We start from the raw sequence: 21,802 nt of genomic DNA on the forward strand, positions 1-21,802 counted from the left end.
TTTTCAATACTAACGTTGATCGCTTATCCAGATATTCCATCTGACGATTTAAATTTTACTACCGTTTAATCTTTCAAGCCATTTCAATATACAACCACTCTTAAAGAAACTTAACAACGCGCCATCGCAAAAGCGCTCGGCCCTAACAGCCCCCATAATAAGTGCAAGTACACATTGTTCATTTAATTTTGAAACGTCCGTATTCTCCATAGATTCCACACCCCATTCAAGGCCGTTATCTTTGAGAATATCTTTGTAATGGGTAAGATTCATATCTTTATTGTTTTCTTCAAAGATATGAACGTCATTGATGAAGTTATGTACCATTTCGGAATATCCCACAAAAGGCATCTGTATAGGATGATCCACTGTGCCATCGTTTTCTTTATCAACAACCCATTCGCCAATGTGATCTGCTTGGATTAACGATATATATTTTGTCAAAATATCAAATTTACGCATCCTTGTCCTCCTCAGTATCTCATCATCGGAACTTAAACACTACATTCTCTCACAACATCTTCATATCCTGCTACAACTCTTTGTATTTTTTACAAAACAATAACCCAATTCGACAATAAAGACTGGTACGAAACTATTATTTAATCCCTGAAAAAGACAAACAGCAATACCGCCTTCCTATTTTATATTCCAAAGTCCCCTTATCCTGCGTTTGTTGCGACTTATAAATGTAAGTACTTTTCTTTATTAACAAATTCTGCTATAATATTAGTAATTTTTAAATAAAAAGGATGGATTCTATAGTGGCAGTATCATCAATTTCTATGGTGGCATTGATCGGCGTATTATCATTATTTTCTATAGTCATATGCTTTTTGTGGCTAATATCCGCTCTCGTACTTCAACATTCTAAAAAGAAAGCAAGTATAGGTTTAGTTGTAAGTGTATTGCTATTTTCCTGGGCAATACACTAGTCCGTGTACCAATCAAAAAATCTAAAAAGATAAGTTCATGATAAGGGGACGATGGTACTTTCTATATTTCAAAGGCAGTATCACCGTGCCCTTGTCGTGTTTTATATTCGAAAGATAGCTTCACCGTCCCCTTACCATGTGGTAAAATAATACGATGAAATGAATACGAAAAGCCGCTCTCGGTTAGGATAACGGTTTTAATTTAAAAGGATTTCGTTCATATTATAGAAACAAGTATTGATTAAAAGCGATAAAATGGAGGTATTCATCTATGGATTTCACATTGGAAACTCCTGCGAATATTGACGAATTGGTTAAGCAGGCAAGTGATAAAACAAATTGGCCTAATAGATTATCAGCAGTAGAGGAACTAAGTAAGTGGAAGTGTGAGGAATCCATTGCTATCATTACACAGTTAGCCACGAGTGATTTAGTTTTCAAAGTAAAAGAACGGGCTTTTGAAGTCGCCCAAGCTTTTGGAGTAGAAAAGAATGGCAAACCGATTTATTTAGATAAAAAGCCTAAAGTAAGTTCAATCAAGTTTATTAATAAAAAAATCTTTAAAGTGGCAAGCCATTTAAAGATAAATATTGATGATTTTAATATGGATGAATTCAAAGCAGCTTTTCAAAAAATGTATCCAGAAGAATATGATGTTTGCGAATATGAAAATCATAATAAATTTGATGCTTGGCTCAAAGATCTGGTTCAATCAAAGGTTAGAAGACGAAACAGATAACCAGGAAATTCTGCAATATTTCTATATAAAACAATCCCTACCTGGCAGCCAGATAGAGATTGTTTTATACATTAGTCTATATATGCGACAGCACTTATTTCAATTAATTGTGCCGGAAAAGCAAAATACGACACACCTACAAGAGTACCTGCTGGACGGTGCTTTCCTAAGTATTCCTTGAACAGTCTAATAACAGAATCCGAATGCGCCCCAGCATCTGCCAGATAAATTTTTACATTAGCGAGGTTGGATCTCGTGACACCAAACTCCGCTAATACATGGTCAAGATTTTCAAGTGTTTGGCGAGTTTGCGCTTCAATGTCCCCTTCGCCAATAAATGTGCCCTCTGAATCGTGGGAAAATTGTCCAGAAATATAAATCGTGCCATTCACGCTGTAGGCTTGGGAAATACCATGATCCCAAAGATTATGATTATAAGTTTTAATAGTAGCCATTTTCTCTCTCCTCCACTTTAAGGTAAATTTAGTATAACAAGACAATAAATAAAAAAACAGTACGCACTTGTATGATAGGTGCTATTAGAAAGGATAGTGTCAATTATGGGAATGGCTGCATATAAGGGCCAAGTAAAAAATATTCAAGATACACCTTTTGGATACACTTTGTCATTGATTGGTGGCAAATGGAAAATGGTTATCATCTACCTTTTGGCAGAAAACCAGCCCGTCCGCTTTAATGAACTAAAAAGACAAATCGGCTCGATTACCTTTAAGATATTGAGTTCACAATTGAAAGAGCTAGAATCAGATGGTTTGGTAGAACGAAAAGAGTATCCTCAGATTCCGCCCAAAGTTGAGTACCGTTTGACAGCCAAAGCAGAAACACTCTTGCCTGTTTTGGAAGGATTATGCGAATGGGGAGCGAAGAACCAAAATAAATAATCCGCCCTGTCATATAGTCCCATTTTAAGCCATTGGCCTTATAATCAAAAATCGGCTGATAATCACGATTCGTTTCGCGATTATCAGCCGATTCATTTTTTTTAGAAATTAAGACAAAGGAATATTGTTTTTAATTCTCTATTTGAAACACACTTCCACCGCCCTTTTGACGTGAGCGCCTATCCCCATATTTGTTCCGCAACTTCTTTAATAAAAGCAATTTTTCCCCATTGCTGCTCTTCAGTCAGAATATTGCCTTCTTCAGTAGAGGCAAAGCCGCACTGAGGGCTTAAGCATAAGGACTCCAACGGAATATACGCTGATGCTTCATGAATTCGAGCGATAATTTGTTCCTTATTTTCAATTTCGCCTGTTTTGGAAGAAACCAAGCCAAGAACCACCTTTTTCCCCTTAGAAACGGCTTTTAGCGGAGTAAAATCACCGGCACGATCCGTATCATATTCCAAGAAGAAACCATCAACATTGCATTTACTGAATAATGGCTCCGCTACTGTTTTATATCCACCTGAAGAAAACCAGGTAGAACGGAAATTTCCACGGCAAACATGCATCGTTATCGTCATATCCGCTGGTTTTTTCTGTACTGCTAGATTGATCATGTCTACATATTTCTCTGCAATCCCATCTAAATCAATACCTTTTTCAGCATATGCCGATCTTTTTTCCATATCGCAGAATTCTCCCCACGAGGTATCATCTAACTGCAGATAACGGCACCCTGCATCATAAAAAGCTTGAATGATCTTTTGATACGCTGCTGCAATATCAAAATACAGCGCATCATTATTCTCATAACGCTTAATTGGTGTATATTGTTCCGCCCTAACGCAAGCAATCAAATGCAGCATAGATGGCGATGGAATTGTCATCTTGGCTACATGCTCCCCAGCAATCTCCTTTAAAAACTTAAAGTGTTCAATAAAAGGATGCGTCGTAAAATCTATCTTATCCACGATCTTTAAGGTTGCGGCCTTAGGCTGATGGCCTTTAAAATCCACGGACCAATGATCGGCTTTGATTTCTTCTACACCTTCTAAACTAGCTAAAAAATCAAGATGCCAATATCTGCGACGAAATTCTCCGTCTGTAACGGCTTTTAATCCGACCTCTTTTTGTTTTTCAACCAGCTTTTTTATCTGCTCATCTTCCACTTTTATAAGCTCAGCTTCTGTAACTTCCCCTTTTAAAAACTTTTCTCTTGCTTCTTTAAGACCTTGCGGACGCAAAAAACTTCCAACAACATCATAACGAAAAGGCGCTTCATTTATTTTATCTGTATTTACAAAATTATGACTCATTTTATAACTTCTCCTTGCTGTTTTGAATTTGATATTAGTATAGCATGAAAAAAAGTTATAGCGTAACACATAAATTTTATACTTAGATATAGTTTATTTATATATCGAAAAAGATAGGATGGCGGTTTTCTTCAACATGTGTAGTTAAGCGAACTGCAAAATTATTTTACAAACATGATTGAATCCGTTATAATAAGCATATACTAAATAAACCAAAAACGCCCTGCGCTAACAGGACGTTTCGGTGAATCAGGATCAGGTGAACAGCACTTTCAAGATAAAAGCTGTCAGTGCCACTACCTTGATAAGTACCGCGTCACTTAGTAAGAGTTCTATGCGGAGCTTCAAGGATATCACCTCCTGTATTCAGTTTGCAAGCACGGTGTCAGCCGTGCTTGCTTTTATTATTATAGCTTTCATATTCGCTAGCCGTCAAACACAAGTTGACGGCTAATTTTTTTTGAGACAATGATCCATGATGCAAAATACAATGCGTCCATCTCGTTGTTTTTTTGTTTTTAATATTTCTATAAATTAGCAGTTTGTCTTCTTATACGTTTGTCAACTCATCCTTAAATGCAGGTCTATTTGCATATTTTAAACGAAGCATCTGTTTGATTTTCGACGTTTCTTCTTTTCCACCTGCTTTTTTGAGATTTTGTATAATGCTACATACGCCTTGATAATCCCTTCTATTGCGCGCTCTGGCAGCCATTTGTTCAATATAGATCAAAAATATGGAACAGACTTCCTTTTTAAATTCAGGCAGAAGATATTTATAATACCGTTCGACAACTGAAGGATTTTTTTGAACATACACAAGTAGTTTGTTCTTTTCACCTTCTACAATGAGGATTTGAGTATAGACGGTGCTATGGGTTTTCTTTTGTTCTTCCATTTTGGTGATTAGTTTAGGATATATATCGACCCATTCTTGACTATTGTAAGTTTTTTTCAAGTCTCTGTAATATTCAAAATTACCATCTAAAATAAAACCTATTGCCAAAGCACGTTGTTCATCCATTTTTCCCGAGCGTTTATAGGCTGTGTATCGATATTTTCTCCAATCATTCACAAGTCCCGATAATCCCTTGTCCAATTCTTCTCCGTCAAGGGCAAGTTTGATTACCTTATCATAATTCTTTTTCTGCATGGTTCGTTCTATAGCCATTTTTCTAAAGCTGGCAAAATGAAGGTTTTGTTCCACGAAATTGAGTGCCTGTTTCTCTCCTTCATTCTGTAATATCAGATTATATCTAATTTGAAATATTTTCTCATAAAAATATTTGGTGCTCCAGGAATCACCTTTTACATCGTTCAGCATTGATTGCAGGCAAGCTTCCAATTTATTTTGTAAAGAAGAACTATTCGCCAGTGCCGAGCAAGTTTCTAATAATTCAAATCTCCAATCATCCCAACCATCATATCGTTTATTGGCTGCTTCATGCAAAATTTTTTCAAAAAATTTTTCTTTTATGTCCGGGCTGAAATTTTCCTCATCAACCATTTCTTTTATAAGCGTAAGACTTTCCATAATTGTCGTCCCTACAATGCCATCAGAATCATCACAATAGTCCAACTGATCCATCAGTTCATGAACTACACATAAGTTAAGATCTAAAGCATGCAGGAATTTCTTTTGTTGGACAGCAGTTTGCGCCTTCTTTAGTACCATATCGGCACCTTGTATGGCTTCATACGTATCCCTATAAGAAATGAAACCATCCCAGTCAGCGTACTTATCGATAAAAGTACGAATCAATTCAAGTGATTTTTTGATTTCATCATCATCATTTGTAGTATCAAGTTCCCATTCAATCCGTTGTTTTATCTCCATGTTTTCGCCTGCCGCATCTAGTAAAAATGCAATCAATTCTTCCTTGGTTCTTCTGAAAAGAATATGTTCAATCCCATGATTTTTCTTTTTGGCGGAACCAGAAGCTTTGTCTTCCACTTCCGAATTACGCGTAGTTTTTAAAACATCGGTTTGTTTATGATCATCCATTGTTTTCATTTCCCTTAATGCAAAAAATGCTGCGACCTGATACTTGCAATACGCTCCCATGTCATAAGGACAATCGCATTGGGTACTGATGATATTTTTTTCGTCATCAAGTTCAACCTCAACGAAGTAAAGCTCTGTGCCTTCCACTTCCATTTCATAAAGATTTTTCTTTGTTTCTTTGATTGTATTGACGCAGTGATTTTCAAAATAATCCGATCCTCTTGTAATGATTTTAGCGTCGATATAGTATTCAAAATTGTCAAGATTCATCAAAACTCCTCCTCCATTTGGCATTCTATAACAGATCTTTGCTCTGCGATAAGGTTTTTAGAATTAAATATTTTTGCGAAAAAAAAACCGCTTGTTGTTTACACCATCAGCTGCATTCAAAGCTACACAAGATAAAAAGAATTGTCACTTTGTCTACTACTCAGCCCATTAACTGCTCCTGCATAATTGCAATAAAAGCTTGTGCCGCTTTTGACAAATAGCGATTTTTATTATAGGCGACAACCACTTTATTGGATGGCAATTGTGTATTCAGCAAAAAATAACAAGGCTTTTGCTGTAAAATGTGATATTTGGCCAGCGTGTCCGGAATAAGTGCAAGTGCGACCTCAGCCCCTACCAACGCATGCGCTGTAATGATGCTATGTGTTTCCAATAAAATATCCGGCTTGAAATTCGCCAATTCGCAAAGCTTAAAAAAATATCTGCGAAAAACCTGTCCTGTCTTCATCACAATAAACGGATCATCTTTAAACAACGCTAAATCGATCCTCGGATAAGGATCTTCGCCTCGTTTTACACATGTTCGCACACTCAATGGATGGTTTCTCGGTACGCCTAAAAGTACCTCTTCCTTAAAAATTTCCCTGCATTCCATTTCCGGAAAAGTGGCCGGATTGATAATCAGCGAAAAGTCTGTAACCCCCTTAAGTGCGAATTCTTCCAATTGCGCAGTTGTCCCTTCTTCCAGAGTAATCGATATACGAGGATACCTTGCCTTAAATACAGGGAGAATTTTTGTTAATAAAAAATAACTACGATATTGAGAACTGCCGATACGCAAATGTCCTTTTGTCATATTGGAAAGATCATCAAAATATTGACGCCGCTCTTTTTTTAACTGTGCAATCTGTCTTTCTGTCTCCAGATATACTTTTCCCTCATGCGTCAATTCTAATGGTTTCGTTGAACGATCAAAAATTTCAATTCCATATTTCTCTTCAATGCGTTTAATATACTGGCTCAGTGACGGCTGTGCAATGTACAGCTTCTGTGCTGCATTGACAAAACTCCCTTCTGTCAATATCGCTGTAATATACTCTAATTCCTTCGATCCCATCTTCATTTTTCCTCTCTGATCTATGTTATATATAGTTTTCATCCTATTTATTGATATCTTTAAAAGTATTTTAACTATTAGAAGCATCTCTATATAATGAAATTATACACCTGGTGTGGTTTATCATACAGCTTAAACAAGCGCGCGTACTATGTTTTTGTAAAAAAAAACACTGAACCATTTATTTTAATTATTCTAAATTTTAAAATAATTCATGTGTTTTATGACAAAACAATATTGGAGGAATTTTCTATGATATGGCTTGGTATTGCGATTGTTGTCATTACCTTTTATTTTATCATCAAAAACTATGAAACAAGATTGGTCCTATTTATTTCCGGCGCGCTCATGGCATTGATCGGCGGAGATATCGTCAGCCCGATTAACGCTTTTATCAAAGAATTCACAAATGCAGGATTGGTTCCTACCATTTGTATCGTTATGGGGTTCAGCTACGTGATGGATCACACCGGCTGCAGCAAACATTTGGTCACCTTTATGACCAATTTACTCAGAAAAACCCCGCTGATTATCATTCCTGGTACAGTTCTCGTTACCTTTTTTCTCAATATTGCCCTGCCAAGTGCAGCAGGTGTGGCCGCTGCAGTCGGTACGCTTCTGATTCCTACACTTTTATCCATGGGCGTTCACCCTGCTATGGCAGCAAGTGCAGTTTTTCTTGGTACCTGGGGAAGTGTTATGAGTCCTGGCCTCATGTTCAATCCGCAAGTCGCTGCAATGGCGGGTGTAGATGTGATGACTGTAATTTCAGCTTTTTCCAAACAAGTACTTTTCGCCGCCTTCATTGCAGCACTCATTCTGATGCTGATTTCCTATAAAAATAAAGAAGGTGTAGGCAGCCAGCTATTAAAAAATGCAGCTACGGATACACAAGCAATCAAAGTCAATTATCTCTATGCGCTGATGCCTACAATACCAATTATCATTTTAGTGCTGGGAAGCAAGCAGCTGCAGCTTATTCCTGAATTTACAGTCCCACAAGCAATGATCCTGGGAACAGCCCTTGGTATGATTGTTACCCGCAAGAATTTTAATGAAACAATAAAAAAATTTTTTCGGGGGACGGGCGATGGATTCTGCGATGTTGTCGGTATTATCGCTGCTGCTGCAATGTTTATTCAGGGAATGCAAATCATTGGTCTGACGGGCGCACTTCTCGATGTGATGAAGAACTCACAGCAAATTGCTAAATTCTCGTCGGCCTTTGGCCCATTTATTATCGGTGCAATTTCCGGCACCGGTAACGCTGCCGCACTTGCTTTTAACGGTGCAGTTACACCGCATGCAGCAGATTTTGGCTATGGCATTATCGAAATGGGCTCCATGGTTCAAATCGGTGCAGGACTTGGACGCACAATGTCGCCGGTAGCACCTTCAGCCATTATTCTGGCAAAAATGGCTGGTATCAATCCAATTGAAATTGCCAAAAGGAATATGATTCCAACCATCGTAGCAACACTCATCGTTATGTTCACATTAATGTAAGCCCAAACCTGCAGAAAGAAAGGAAGTATTTACTTTGCTATATGATCTTCTCTTAAAAAACGGTACTTTAGTCGACTATGTAAATGATACGGAAGAAACATGTGATCTCGCAATAAAAGACGGCATTATCGTGGAAAAAGCGCCGGATATTGATCCGGCGAAAAGCCAGGAAGTTATAGATATAACGGGGAAAATAGCTATGCCAGGTATCGTGGATATGCATGTACACGCCTCCAGTTGGTTGGGAGGTAAATACTCCCATCGTATGATGGCATCTAAAGGCGTGACCACCGCCCTAGATATGTCCGGCCCGATAGATTCTGTCCTTGATTTCTCTAAAAATTATGGCGCTGGCCTGAATATGGCATCCATAGAATATATCAGACCACAGCACACAGTAAAAGATCATAATCCCGGACGCAATGAAATTCAAGCACTTTTAGAAAGTGCTATGCACAAAGGCTCCTTAGGATTAAAAATCTTAGGAGGTCATTATCCGCTGACCTCAGAGGCTACCGCACTTGCAATTGAAATAGCCTGCGAGAATAAAGCTTATCTTGCAATTCATGCAGGAACCTTAAACGCTGGTTCAAATCTGGAAGGTTTTCTGGAAATAGTTGAACTTTCAAACAAGCACCCATTTCATTTTGCTCATGCCAATAGTTATTGCCGTGGTGAAATAAAAGAATGCAATCAGGAAATTGATACTGTCATTCAAAGCCTGCTTAAAAATCCGCAAATTCGTATGGAATCTTATTTGTCACCATTTAATGGAACCAGCGCAAAATGCGCTAAAGGCGAGCCGGAAAGTATTGTAACCCGCAAAGCGCTGCAAAAAGGCGGTTTTGCAGCTACAGAAGCAGGACTGGAACAGGCGATATTAAACGGTTGGGCAAAAATCAATCAGGAAAACGGTGGATATATTTCCCTGATTGATGGATCTGATGCCGTAAGTTATTGGCGCAATCATGAAACGAATACAACGGTAAGTTTCTCGGTAAACCCTTCTGACAGCAGAATCCGCTTTGCTACAGCAAAACGTCCATCAGGTGGCTTTGTCATTGATGCAATTGGCACAGACGGCGGAGGAATTCCTAGAAATGTAATTTTAGAGCATGGCCTTTCACTGGTTAAATTGCATGCCCTTACCTTAAAAGAATTTGTTTTAAAAAGCAGCTATGCACCAGCAAAAATTCTTGGTTTAAAGAACAAAGGGCATTTATCGCCTGGTGCAGACGCAGACATCACCGTTTTTGATTACGACCAGCAAGCCGCTGAAATAACAATTGTAAACGGAGCCGTGATCATGTATAAAGGTTACGTCTGCGGCCGCGGCACAAACATCATCACCACAGAGCAGGGTAAACATTATGTTGAACAATTTGGTCTTCCTGCCACCGTTGTCGATATCGCATCCAGCGATCTCTATCAGTCGCGAACAGAATAAAAAAAGAAGGGGATGTGACAAAATGAGAAATCATTTTGTCACATCCTCTTTTTATAGTTTGCCCGGTATGCGCAGTAACTTGGCGGTGAAAGTCCGCTATGAGCATGATAGTGGAAACCATTAGCTGAACAGCAAGGGTGTCCATCGTGAGGTGGAATCTGCAATACAAGGGGAATACAAGGGGACGGTGGAACTGTCTTATTTATATTTAAAAGACATTACCACCGTCCCTTTTTTCATATGTGTTTATTTATACGACTTTTCACACAGTCTGACGTCCCTTTGTCATAATACCTTTGTCATACATTTTTATTCCTCACAAAATGTTATCTTGAAAGCAAGCACACATTGCACTACCGAAGGGTCTATATCTGCAGTAGATGTCTATTGCAATGGACATTTCACAATAATTCTCAGTAAAAATGCATGCTATAATAAGAATTGCTTATAAATATTTTCAAGAAGAGGTTAGTATATGAAAACAACGCATCGCGAAGAATTTCTGATTCAATATCTTTTGAAGCAGTCTTCATTCGTTACGGTTGCGAGCCTGACAGAACAAATGGAAATATCCCCAAAAACAGTGTATCGCATGATAAAAAAATTAAATGACTGTCACCTAAATGGAAAATTAATTCAAACAGAAAAAGGCAAAGGCATTCGTCTCAATTATGATGCTTATTTAGAAAGTCGTTTTAATCGCAAAGATTCCACAGAAAAAACACGTTATAATTATTCTCCGATTGAACGTCATATGCACATATTAAAAGAATTATTATTTCACTCGCCTGCATCTATCCGAGAGTCCGAACTTTTTGACCGCTATTATTTAAGTCCTTCTGCCATCTATACCGATGAAGACATCCTTCAGCAACAGCTCCAGCAACTGGGGTTAAAACTGGAAAAGAAAGATAATCGTCTATCTGTCATCGGCTCAGAAAATCTGGTTCGTCGTGCTTTGATCAAGCTTTTGATGAAACTAGATATCTTGAATTTTGACGATTTGCAAAGCATTGCTGTTGACTTCAACAAGAATGATCTCCGTTTTGTTATAAGACAGCTCGAATTTATAGAGGAGCGCATTGGCAGTATCATACCAGCTCCATACAACATCAATTTGTTGACACATCTTTATATCTTGATCTATCGTATACGAAAAGGAAGTTTCGATTACTGTGAACAAACTGATATGCCAAATGATAATACGCAGGATGCCTACTATCCGATCGCTCAACAAATCAAAGAAAGCATCGAAGGCTATCTATGTAAGAAATTACCCACATCAGAAACCGCTAACATCTATTGCTATTTATCTGGAGCTCGCATGGAACCTCAAATACCAGCCGCTTCACCTCACATCACGTCAGAAGTGCAACAGGTTACCAATTTTTATATTCAAGAATTTTCTCGTTTAGCAAAAACCCCCATGCAAGCTGGTATCATCCACAATGAGCTGGCCAGCCATATCAAACCCATGCTGAATCGTTTAAAATCCGGCTTAATTGTCAAAAATGGGTTACTCGATAACATCCGACAGGAATACAACCATCTTTTTACGATTGTGCGTCAAGTATCAGATGCCGTACCCGTTAAATTTTCTTTACCGAAAATAGATGACGATGAAGCCGGATTTATTACACTTTATTTTGCCCGCTATATGGAACTGCATCCTCGTCAGGTACGCGTATTTATTGTTTGTACTACAGGCATGGGGACCTCCGAACTTCTGAAGGTTAAAATCCAACGCTTCTTTCCTGAAATCGATGTCATTGCGACCTTATCGGCTAAAACCGTAACAAAAGCATATTTGGAGGAGCAGAAAATCGACCTTGTTCTGACCACTATAAAAATAGAGGATGGCTGGTCAGTCCCCGTCGTATTGGTAAATACCCTGTTCATTGAAAAAGACAAAGAAAAGGTACGCCATATCCTTAAGGAGCTTACACAGTCATGAAAAAAACAAATACTTCATTTATCTCCTTAGATATCCTGCATGAAGTCAGTGCCAAAGAAGATATTCTAAAACGTATCCTGCAAGCAATAAAAATAGACAGCATTGCGCAAAACCTTCCAGAAATCCTAACTGCACTTATGGAAAGAGAATCACTTGGGGACACCTGCATTGCCCATGGAGTCATACTATCTCATGCAAAAACTGCTGCCTGTCAAAGCTTTTTTCTAGGTGCAGCGTATTTGCACACTCCCTTTATTTGGAATACTGATGAACCTCCGGTAAAAATCGTTCTGCTCATGCTGATTCCTCCCACTACGGACAAAACAATTTCTCTGTCCATCCATTCCCTCATGCATGCTTTAGCAGATGATGAGATATTAAGTCAACTGACAAACATAGGCAAAGCCGCTCAAATCAAAGCTATCCTATCCTTATAAAAAACCGGTTGCTTATAGCCAAGGCAACCGGTTTTCTATACAAACGATATTCATGGAACTGTCGCACCAAGCGAAATCACCACTATATGCTGTGATTCATTTGCCAGGTTTCCATGATATATATCAAAAATTTTTTTATGCGACAGCTCCTGCCCAAATAAAAAAATCCTGTACCAGCTTTTTCAGCAAATGGCACAGGATTTTTCTATTAGGTTTGTATCAAACAAATTTTTTTCCAGTAGCTTCTTCGAACTCATCAACCATTTTTTTCCATGAATCTTCAATCGTATCTGCCAGTCCAAAAAGACCGCTGCGACCAATGATATAGATATCCGGATTTGCGTCATGGATGACTTTCCAATGCGCCTTATTCGTAGATCCATCCATCTCGATGACATAGTGATAACCTTTATCCTCACGCAGCTTGCGCAGTTCTGTGATTTTATCAAGCATACTCACTAAAAATCTCTGTCCAGCAAATCCCGGATCGACCGTCATAATCGTTACTTTATCTAAAAGATCGAGATACGGAATAATTTGGCTTACAGGTGTCTCTGGATTGAGTACCACGCCTGCCTTGAGCCCTGCTGCTTGAATTTGATCGATCAGACGAAATGCTATCCCATTGATATTTTCAGCTGGTATACAGATGACCTCACATTTTACATCGATAAGCTGTTGGACCCAGAACGTAGGATCTGTCACCATCAAATGTGCTGACATCTCTTTATTTGTCAATTTACGCGTCTGTTCAACAAACCATGGCGACAAGCTAAGGTTTGGTACGAAGTGTCCATCCATGATATCAATATGGAAAGAATCTACGTGGTCATTCAAAAAAGTAATTTGTTCTTTAAACTGGTCCAGATCCATCGTCATCAGCGACGGAGAAATATTAATACGTTCATTCATCTATTCATATGTTCCTTTCTTCATATATATGACCTGTTTTTAAAAGGCTTACTGGATTTTGATATTATCTAAGCTGATATCCTCTTCATCATCTTCATCTGTTTCCTTGATTACTTCACGCGGTACATCCTTTTTAATAATGGCATACACAACACCGGTTACAAAGATATTTACTAAAAGTGCCATCAGACCATACAGTGGATGTGACATCGTCGGCAGCATCAAAAATCCACCAAATGGAACCGTTGCATCTGCGCCGTATACCATCGTCACTGCACCACCGCAAGCACCACCAATTACAGCAGCTATAATCCCGCGAACAATATCATTCATGACAATCGGAATCGAGCCCTCTACGATATTTACAACACCCATTGGGACAGCTGACTTCAAAGTTTCAATTTCTTCATTGTTATAGATGTTTTTTCGGAAAAGTTTTGCCACAAAATACGCAAAGCCAAAGCCAATAGGTGTTGCAGTATTGACCAGTTGTAGTGCCGTAACTGGTTCATTAACCCCTTGTGCCTGCAAGGTCAAGACAAAAGCAAAGCAAGTCTTGTTAATAGGTCCCCCAAAATCAAGAATACACAGACCACCGATAAGTGCACCGACAATCAAATTAGAAGAAGTACTCATGCTTCTGAGGAAAGATGTCAAGGCGTCGGTAAACGCACCGATTGGTGTACCAATAATATAAATCATGATCAGACCACTGCTCAGCGATGCCAAAAGCGGAACAATAAGTGTTGGCATCAAACCTCTTGCCCAGTTTGGCACTTTAATATTTTTAATAATTCCTAATGCAATATAACCAGAAAGATATCCCCCGATCATGCCACCTATAAAACCTGCACTGATCGCATTTGCAGCAAGCCCTACGACAAACCCGGGAGCAATCCCTGGTTTACCAGCAATCGAACCAGCGATACCACACGCAATTACGACTGGTAAAAGTCCTAGTGCCTTTCCGCCCATCGTTGCCAATGACTGCCAAAAATCAAATTTTCCCGGTACGAGTGCATCCTGTGCCGTCCCACCAAGAGCCATACCTATCGCAATAATGAATCCTGCACCGCAGACAATTGGAATCAAGAAGGAGATCGCCGTCAGTAAATGGCCTTTTGGATTTGCTGCTTTCCAAATTTCTTTTATCGTCATAAAAATACCTCCTATTTTTACTTTTTACAATACGAGATTTTTAAACAAAAGACTTATTTTTCTACTAATTCGTGCAATTTAGCAATTAACTTATTTGGAGATTTTATCGCCGTCTGCGTCGGCACTTTTACGACTTTCTTACCACTAAACCGCTCTTCTCCGGCAACCTGAACATCAACAGCCAATAAGACAATATCAGCCTTGGCAATATCCTCTTCGGTTAATGGATTTTCAATTCCGATCGTTCCCTGTGTCTCGATTTTAACAGTATCTCCAGCCTTCTTAGCTGCAGCCTCAATTTTTTCCTGCGCAATATAGGTGTGTGCAATCCCTACGGTACAAGCCGAAATCCCTACAATATTCATAAAAAATCCTCCTTATATTTTGAGCCTTAAAAATCAATTTTCAAATGCGTCCCGAACATCTTCTGCCGTATCTGCTTTAAGTAAAGCTTCGACAACCGTATCATTTCCAAGCTTACGGGCAAATAACGATAAGAGCTTAAGGTGATCCTTAACTGCCTCCTCTTCGACACCGACTGCAAAGAGCACAATGACGCGAACACCATGCTCATCCAAGGTCTCCCATGCAATTTCCTCATCCAAGATTCCAATCGCTACACCGATTTTTTTTACAGCCTTGCTTTTGCCATGAGGAATCGCTATATACCCACCAATCCCAGTCGAGCCGCCAGCCTCACGGATGTACACATCCTTCAAATATCCTTGCGTATCTTTGAGATACCCTTCAGCCATCAAAGCATCTGCCATTTGCTGCAAAGCTTCCTCTTTATTTTTTGCCTGTAAATGCGTATGAATTGTTTTTAAATCAATTACATCTAAAACACTAACCTGATTTGCCATTCTAACCATTCCTCTTTTATGCTTTTTTGACTCGTCTTAAATTTACAAATTTATTTTCTATACCCGTATTATAGCATGAAGATTTTATCGATTTTCCTCAGATATGACTAAAGCAATGGTCTTTTTATCATGTCTATTGCTTTGGACATGATATCGTTGCTAAGGCCTCTTTTATGAACCAAAAATTTACAATCAGCTATAAAATTATTTAGTTTTCACTAACGAAAATCTGCCATAGTCATAGATGAAAAAGGCCATTTCCCTCACTTTCCAGGGAAATGACCTTTTTCATCTTCTTTATAGCAATGTATGAATTTTAAGTATAATGCTCCAGCAAATATGTTACTTCTGGTACACTGCATTTGACTACAGAAAAGTCTTGCAAAAAACATTTAGCGTATAACTTAAAACGAGTAATGAACATACTAGGGATTGAGGAATTATTGAAAAGGTTAAAAGAAAAGCAACAAACAGTACTGAAATTTACCATGAATAACTGAACGTTTCCAAAGTTCTAATAGGATTGAATGGTGATGTTACCAAAATAATTGGACGCAGGAGGCTATACCATTTAGATTCTCTAAAAGAATCATATCTTTTTAATGTTATTTCGATATCTTTATCTTCTAAAATTTGTATTTCAGTTATGTAATCATTTTTTCTAAATAATAAAGTTTTTGTTTTATCTTTATCAAATTTCTCTATAAAATTATAATCATTTCTTTCCATAGCTCTAATGCAAAAATCTTCTACTTTCTTTACCTCGACTTGATATTCAAAAACAAAATCTTTTATTTCTTCTACTTTATCATATTCATTAAAGCTTATATTCTTGGAATTATAGACCTTCCCATAAGCTTTAAAATATCCTTTGAGGCTTTCAAATTCCTGGTTTAATTCTATCTTTTTCTGCAATATATTGTCTTTATTTATAATATAGTACCCTGAAATACACATATTCAAAATAGCTCCCATAAATATAATTAATCCTATAATATAAACAATCCCCTTAGTTAAAATTTTCCCAACCTTAGAATTTATCACGTTATCACTTGCTATGTCCTTGTTCATAAATTATTTATATAATACAATGATCCAACCTACAGACATTTGCAAAGCTTCAGATACAAAGGGATGGTGGTACTGTCTTTTTTATATTTGAAAGACAGTACCACCGTCCCTTTGTCATGCCCTTAGCCACATCTAATACTTTCCAGCTACAATTTTATTATTGATTTCTTCAATTTCATTAAGAAATGCAAAATTATCATTTAAGTCCTTTTCATATTGCTTCACATCCAGGTTATAAACTTTCATATATTCACTGACTCTTAAAGTGCCTAGACTTACCACATTTGAAATTATTCTCAGCAAATGGGCAAAATCAATTAATTCATCGTTTTTAACGGCACTGTTCATTAATGCTCCTGCCCTTTGCTGAAGGCATTCTCCATCATAATGAATCAAATGACTCGAAAATGAGTAAGTATACAATGTAGCAACTAGCACTTCATACTTATTATCTTTTTCAATTAACTTTTTTAAAATATTTTTGTAACTCCATTTTTGACTGATTTCTCTTACTCTATTTTTCGGATATTTTTCTTTTAATTTTTCTAATTCCTCTTCATTCAAAAGACTACACTGAAATGGATGCTTATCTATCCCTTTTGATTTAAAGATATTAATGGCTTCGGCGGCCTTTTCATGATCACTTATCTTCTGCATTTCTGGAACTATATTATAATACTCTTCAATTAAATTACTTTTTTCCCGCAGACAATCTTGTGTCATCAAAATATATTTTATAGTTCCTTCAAATAATGTTCGTAGCAAAATATCAGCTTCCCAAATCGCGGTATGGCTAGTAAGCATCAATATACTTTCTCCGGTTGAATATAACTGTGTAAAAAGCTCTGTTAATACAATTTGATTAAATTCATTTATATTAGCTTCATTTTTGTAGAATGGTGCTATACCGAATGTTAAGTTTCTACATAACTCTAATGCTCTGCTGGAAAATATAAATGACTCATTTACAATTTTATCACTCATCATTTATCCTTTAATCTAACGATTGTTTTCTATACTTTCTAATAAAACTGGTTTCCCTATGTGATGAAAAACTAATGTTAACTCTTCTTTCATCGCATTTTCTCCCTAGAATATAATCTCAATTATACATCATAGCACTTTCTAGTTCCAAGTTTAAAGCACAAAATGTATAATTATCGCACTTAATTTTATAATTTATAAGGTTTTTTCAATGATTTAGCTTCTATAATTGCTTTGAATAGGTACTAATTAAGAAAGAACTGCTATCTATCAATTTTAAGTAGAAATCTCACATTAACCATATGTCAAACTAGCGGTTAAGCCATTTCAAATATCCGAAAAACTCTCTTAAATCAAATTAAAAAGATAAATCTCAACTATTTTATTCCGCAAAAAACTTCGCTATGGCGTTCTCCTCAATCTTATAATGTCTTTTTATATCTCTTTTGTAAGATATATAATTATATGTTTTGAGTTTATCCATAGCTTTTGTTATGGATAGGTGATGTTTATCTAATTCTAACCCAATCTCATATGCTGTTAATGTTTGATTATTATAATTATATAATAGCCTCAATATGTCAATATATAAATCTGGTAAGCTGGTTTCTTTCCATGAATGTAATTTATCTTTAAATTTTTCTTCAAATTTATTTACCTTAACTATTGATCCAACACTTCCACATTCTAAACACTTTCCAAATTTCACACTCATTTTATATTCATTATCATCAACATATTTATAACCACACGTAGAACATATAGGTACTTCAATTTCACTTAAAACACTTGGAATAAAATTCGTAAAATTAAACTCGTCTTGGCGCCAATAGTCATAAGTCCTTCTAAACTCTGGACGACCATAATCAATATTGTTTTCCAAACATAATCCATAATTTAATCCAAAATAAGATACCTTTCTACCAGGCTCTCTACTACTACCCTCATTAAATTTACTGACAATAAAATATAATTCTAATGTTTGAAGAATATTCTCTATGTCTTTTTCGATAAAGAAATGTGAAGTTGGGAACCAATATAGTGTAGATTTTTTATATTTTTCAATAGTCTCTGTAAAAATTTGTTTGCAATCCCTTTTCCCATAAATATCAATAATTTCTCTTTTTATTTTTTTAGCCTTGTCAATCAATTCGTCAGTTAAGTTTTTTTGCGCAATTTGATCTAAGATGTCCTTATCATCATAAAATGATTGTTTAAATCTAGCGTCATTATAAAAATCTGTCAATATATTTTCCGTATAATATTTTTTTGCTGCATTATTAATATTACTAATTGTTATAGCTTTACCTTGGTTTATTGAACTTAAATAACAGTATGTCAGTATATAGCCTAAACTTCTTGGAATTCCCACTGAAGCATAAAAAAGAGTTTTTATGTATGTATCTAATGTCTCTTTTTCTAGATCAAAAATATTCATTATATTTATTTGCCCTTCGGTGAATATTTCTAATCTTTTTTCAATTGTTCTTGAAATATATTGCTTTGCTGATTCTTCAACCTGTCCATAATTCTGAGCTGCCTGCTCAAAAACATCGTAAAAATCCAAAGAATGCATAATAATTTTTGACGAATCAATATTACCAAGATATATTCTATGTGGATATGCTGCTAGCTTAATTGTAAAAATCTCATTATATGAAGCCACAATTGGAGAAATTAGTGAATCAACTATCATTTTTTGATTATCATAGCTTAATTCACTAAAATCATCCAGAAATAAATAAACCTTATTAATTTTATGCTTACTTAATATTAATTTAATTTTTTTAAGGATATTGTTAATTGAAAAAACTCTTATTTCATTTAATTCATTTGTAGTAGTTGTTTGCAATTTATTAAGGTTATTAATTTTAAATGAAGCTTTAGGATTCCATTCTTCTAAAGAAGCTCCTATTTCAAGACTTTCTTCTGTTCCATAACTAGTACTGATTTGAAGGCTTTTTTGGAAGTCCACATCAATATATTCACCATTTTTAATATCTTGAAAAAGTACATCAAGCTCATCATCTTTAAAAAATTTACATATATTTTCTTCCATAGAAAAAAGTACTTCTGAAAAAAAATTATAATATGTTTTATATCTAGTCAAATCATTACTATTGTCTGCATTTGCTGTTTTAATTTCTTCATAGCACGATTGTAAATTTATATATATTGAAATCTTACCTTTTTTTCCTCTTATAACATTTTCAGCCTGCAAAAAAATAGTTGACTTGCCGGTGCCTTTTCGTCCTTTTAATAAAATATGATTATCATCTAATACTTGTCTAAGTATATAATTATGATCATATAAATCAACGTATAGCTGCGGAATTAAATCATTGTTCTGATCATCTCTTATATCTGGTCTTCCGCTCTTTATCAATGACTTAAAAGCCTTTTCTATTTTTTCACTTAATGCCAATAGCGACAAAGTATCTGCCATAATGACTTTCCCCTTACTTTTTATTTGAACTCTACATAAATAGCTTCATTTTTTCGATTATAAAAAGATTGATATGTGACATATTGTAACTTCTAATTTCTTTTGAATGCCGTCCCATTATTCATCATCGTGAGAATCTAAAATCTCTAATACTTTTTCAGCTATAGCTTCTCCTAAGATTGGCGGAACTGCATTGCCAACCTGCTGATATTGAGAATCCTTCGTTCCTTTAAAAACAAATTTATCCGGAAAAGTCTGCAGTCTTGCAGCTTCACGAATACTCAATGCTCTGCTATGCTTGGGGTGTATCCACATGGATTTTCTAACATTAACCACAGTACCACAAGGCTTATCGTACTCCAATTTCAAATAAATCGTGTTTTGCGTCCGCTCTCCATTAGTGTAAGTATTTTTTAATTCCTTAGGAAGGTCATGGAAATTTTCGCCTTCTGCCAACTTTTTAAATCTTTTTTTTGCTGTCTCCCGAGTATCCGTGTTAACATGATTATACAACAAACCAGAGTTCCGTAGCCTATACCCTAAACTATCTGCAGGCAAATCCATTTTTTGAATATGTATTGGTGCTACATTAACATCAACTGATGGAATTTCCTCTAAAATATCTTCAATAGCATCCTTCACCGTTCTGAACTCATCCTCTTTGAAGATTCCTTTTGGCATATCTAATCTAGATGCAAGGCCTGATTCGCAGCCAATAATTACATAGCGCATTCTCTTTTGCGGAACACCAAATTCAGCTGCATTTAAAGTATCCGAAGTTATACTGTAATTATAAGGTTCAGATCCCAAAATTCCTTTTATATAATCAAGTACAGCATAAGAACGCACATTTGCTACAAATCCGTGGGATTTATCATAAGAATCTATAATAATTTTTCTGCTTATCAACTCCTGCCACTTGCTTATCATTCTTTGGACAATAATAGAAGGCTTTAGAACTAATCTTAGCGCATCAACAGAAATCGATTCCATACCGTTAAGTACATTTTCAAAGAAAATCGCACAATTATAGTCAAACTGTAAAATTTGATTGCTCGGTTTACCATTTCTCGTTATTTGATTGCATTCAAATAGTAATTTTTTCTTATGCTTTTTAATACGCTCCACCAATTTATTATGCTGCGTATTTTTCTCTTCTTCCTTATCTGTTTTCTGAGCGGCAACTTTATAAATGCTGTTAAACAGCAAATATTTTTTTGTACTCCACTGAAACTGTGTTTTAAACTGATCATTTTTAATGATTGCGCCTAATTCTTGATTGTCCTTGGCATTTTTTAAAATCTCAAGCGTTATGTCTGCTGGAAGAAGTTCAATTTTATCTGGCATCATATCAATTTCTTTGCATTCCAGTGTCTCGTCTCCTTCTTCTAAATAAAAGCGATGTACGCTGGATTTCAGCATACTAACATTTTCCATAACAAATACTTGCGGTTTTAATTCAGTTATTACTCTTACAAATTCCTTTACCAATCGATTGTTCATACTAACAGCTGTGTTTTTTTGTCTATTAGCATTGGAAAAGCCTTGGCAAGGCGGTCCACCTATAACAACATCAATATCTCCGAATTCTGCTATGGAAGATGCTTTAACCTCGGCCACATCACTAAACATTCTTACATCTTCATGATTTAATTTATAAGTAGCCTGAGCGTTGATATTGTTTTCAGCAGCTACTACAATTTTAAATTTTTTGGTCTGAGCAAAGCCATAACTTAAACCACCGGCCCCAGCAAATAGGTCTACTACTTTGTACAT

General features: G+C 36.3%; 19 protein-coding genes. 6 read left to right on the forward strand and 13 right to left on the reverse strand.

Annotated elements, in window-relative coordinates; genetic code table 11:
• Positions 1-48: 48 nt before the first annotated feature.
• Positions 49-462 carry a DUF6508 domain-containing protein gene (locus BN6559_RS05220; protein ID WP_110953756.1) on the reverse strand — a complete coding sequence of 138 codons (414 nt, stop codon included), beginning with the start codon at positions 460-462 and terminating at the stop codon, positions 49-51.
• Between the two features lie 744 nt (positions 463-1,206).
• Here BN6559_RS05220 and BN6559_RS05225 point away from each other — a divergent pair.
• Positions 1,207-1,674: a hypothetical protein gene (locus BN6559_RS05225; protein ID WP_110953757.1), complete on the forward strand. Its 468-nt coding sequence runs from the start codon at positions 1,207-1,209 to the stop codon at positions 1,672-1,674.
• Between the two features lie 71 nt (positions 1,675-1,745).
• Here the strand turns inward: BN6559_RS05225 and BN6559_RS05230 are convergent, their stop codons facing one another.
• On the reverse strand, positions 1,746-2,129 hold the full coding sequence (locus tag BN6559_RS05230) for a RidA family protein (RefSeq protein ID WP_110953758.1): 384 nt from the start codon (positions 2,127-2,129) through the stop codon (positions 1,746-1,748).
• A 105-nt stretch (positions 2,130-2,234) separates the two neighbouring features.
• Here BN6559_RS05230 and BN6559_RS05235 point away from each other — a divergent pair, with 105 nt between their 5' ends.
• Positions 2,235-2,576, forward strand: coding sequence for a winged helix-turn-helix transcriptional regulator (locus BN6559_RS05235; RefSeq protein WP_110953759.1), 342 nt, complete (start codon positions 2,235-2,237; stop codon positions 2,574-2,576).
• A gap of 179 nt (positions 2,577-2,755) precedes the next feature.
• Here the strand turns inward: BN6559_RS05235 and BN6559_RS05240 are convergent, their stop codons facing one another.
• The 3 genes from BN6559_RS05240 to BN6559_RS05250 form a co-directional block, all read right to left on the reverse strand.
• Positions 2,756-3,895, reverse strand: coding sequence for a 5-methyltetrahydropteroyltriglutamate--homocysteine S-methyltransferase (locus tag BN6559_RS05240; RefSeq protein WP_110953760.1), 1,140 nt, complete (start codon positions 3,893-3,895; stop codon positions 2,756-2,758).
• 550 nt (positions 3,896-4,445) lie between these two features.
• On the reverse strand, positions 4,446-6,170 hold the full coding sequence (locus BN6559_RS05245; RefSeq protein WP_199883758.1) for an SWIM zinc finger family protein: 1,725 nt from the start codon (positions 6,168-6,170) through the stop codon (positions 4,446-4,448).
• A 160-nt stretch (positions 6,171-6,330) separates the two neighbouring features.
• On the reverse strand, positions 6,331-7,248 hold the full coding sequence (locus tag BN6559_RS05250) for a LysR family transcriptional regulator (RefSeq protein ID WP_199883759.1): 918 nt from the start codon (positions 7,246-7,248) through the stop codon (positions 6,331-6,333).
• Between the two features lie 252 nt (positions 7,249-7,500).
• Between BN6559_RS05250 and dcuC the strand changes: the two genes are divergently transcribed.
• The 4 genes from dcuC (at position 7,501) to BN6559_RS05270 (ending at position 12,592) form a co-directional block, all read left to right on the forward strand.
• A complete protein-coding gene (gene dcuC, locus BN6559_RS05255; RefSeq protein ID WP_110953762.1) occupies positions 7,501-8,754 on the forward strand; it encodes a C4-dicarboxylate transporter DcuC in 1,254 nt (417 codons plus the stop codon).
• 34 nt (positions 8,755-8,788) lie between these two features.
• On the forward strand, positions 8,789-10,201 hold the full coding sequence (locus tag BN6559_RS05260; RefSeq protein ID WP_110953763.1) for an amidohydrolase family protein: 1,413 nt from the start codon (positions 8,789-8,791) through the stop codon (positions 10,199-10,201).
• 475 nt (positions 10,202-10,676) lie between these two features.
• Complete coding sequence (locus BN6559_RS05265; protein ID WP_110953764.1) at positions 10,677-12,155, forward strand: BglG family transcription antiterminator; 1,479 nt, start codon at positions 10,677-10,679, stop codon at positions 12,153-12,155.
• Complete coding sequence (locus BN6559_RS05270) at positions 12,152-12,592, forward strand: PTS sugar transporter subunit IIA (protein WP_110953765.1); 441 nt, start codon at positions 12,152-12,154, stop codon at positions 12,590-12,592. Before BN6559_RS05265 ends, BN6559_RS05270 begins: the two co-directional genes overlap by 4 nt.
• Positions 12,593-12,811: 219 nt before the next feature.
• On the opposite strand, the gene alsE is transcribed toward BN6559_RS05270, so the two are convergent.
• The 8 genes from alsE to BN6559_RS05310 form a co-directional block, all read right to left on the reverse strand.
• Entirely contained in the window at positions 12,812-13,504 is a 693-nt protein-coding gene (gene alsE / locus BN6559_RS05275; RefSeq protein ID WP_110953766.1) for a D-allulose 6-phosphate 3-epimerase, read from the reverse strand.
• 48 nt (positions 13,505-13,552) lie between these two features.
• Entirely contained in the window at positions 13,553-14,662 is a 1,110-nt protein-coding gene (locus tag BN6559_RS05280) for a PTS fructose transporter subunit IIC (protein WP_110953767.1), read from the reverse strand.
• Positions 14,663-14,715: 53 nt separating this feature from the next.
• Positions 14,716-15,027: a PTS fructose transporter subunit IIB gene (locus BN6559_RS05285; RefSeq protein ID WP_110953768.1), complete on the reverse strand. Its 312-nt coding sequence runs from the start codon at positions 15,025-15,027 to the stop codon at positions 14,716-14,718.
• 33 nt (positions 15,028-15,060) lie between these two features.
• Entirely contained in the window at positions 15,061-15,525 is a 465-nt protein-coding gene (locus tag BN6559_RS05290; protein WP_110953769.1) for a PTS sugar transporter subunit IIA, read from the reverse strand.
• Positions 15,526-16,008: 483 nt separating this feature from the next.
• Positions 16,009-16,569, reverse strand: a complete 561-nt coding sequence (locus BN6559_RS05295; protein ID WP_199883760.1) for a hypothetical protein — start codon at positions 16,567-16,569, stop codon at positions 16,009-16,011.
• A 159-nt stretch (positions 16,570-16,728) separates the two neighbouring features.
• Positions 16,729-17,583 (reverse strand): DUF5677 domain-containing protein, encoded by an 855-nt coding sequence (locus tag BN6559_RS05300; protein ID WP_199883761.1) that lies wholly within the window; start codon positions 17,581-17,583, stop codon positions 16,729-16,731.
• A gap of 379 nt (positions 17,584-17,962) precedes the next feature.
• On the reverse strand, positions 17,963-20,026 hold the full coding sequence (locus BN6559_RS05305) for a hypothetical protein (RefSeq protein ID WP_110953772.1): 2,064 nt from the start codon (positions 20,024-20,026) through the stop codon (positions 17,963-17,965).
• A 117-nt stretch (positions 20,027-20,143) separates the two neighbouring features.
• The gene (locus BN6559_RS05310; RefSeq protein ID WP_110953773.1) at positions 20,144-21,802 is read right to left on the reverse strand and encodes a DNA cytosine methyltransferase; all 1,659 of its coding nucleotides are present in this window, start codon (positions 21,800-21,802) and stop codon (positions 20,144-20,146) included.

The organism is Massilibacillus massiliensis, assembly GCF_900086705.1.
GTDB lineage: Bacteria > Bacillota > Negativicutes > FLKF01 > FLKF01 > Massilibacillus > Massilibacillus massiliensis.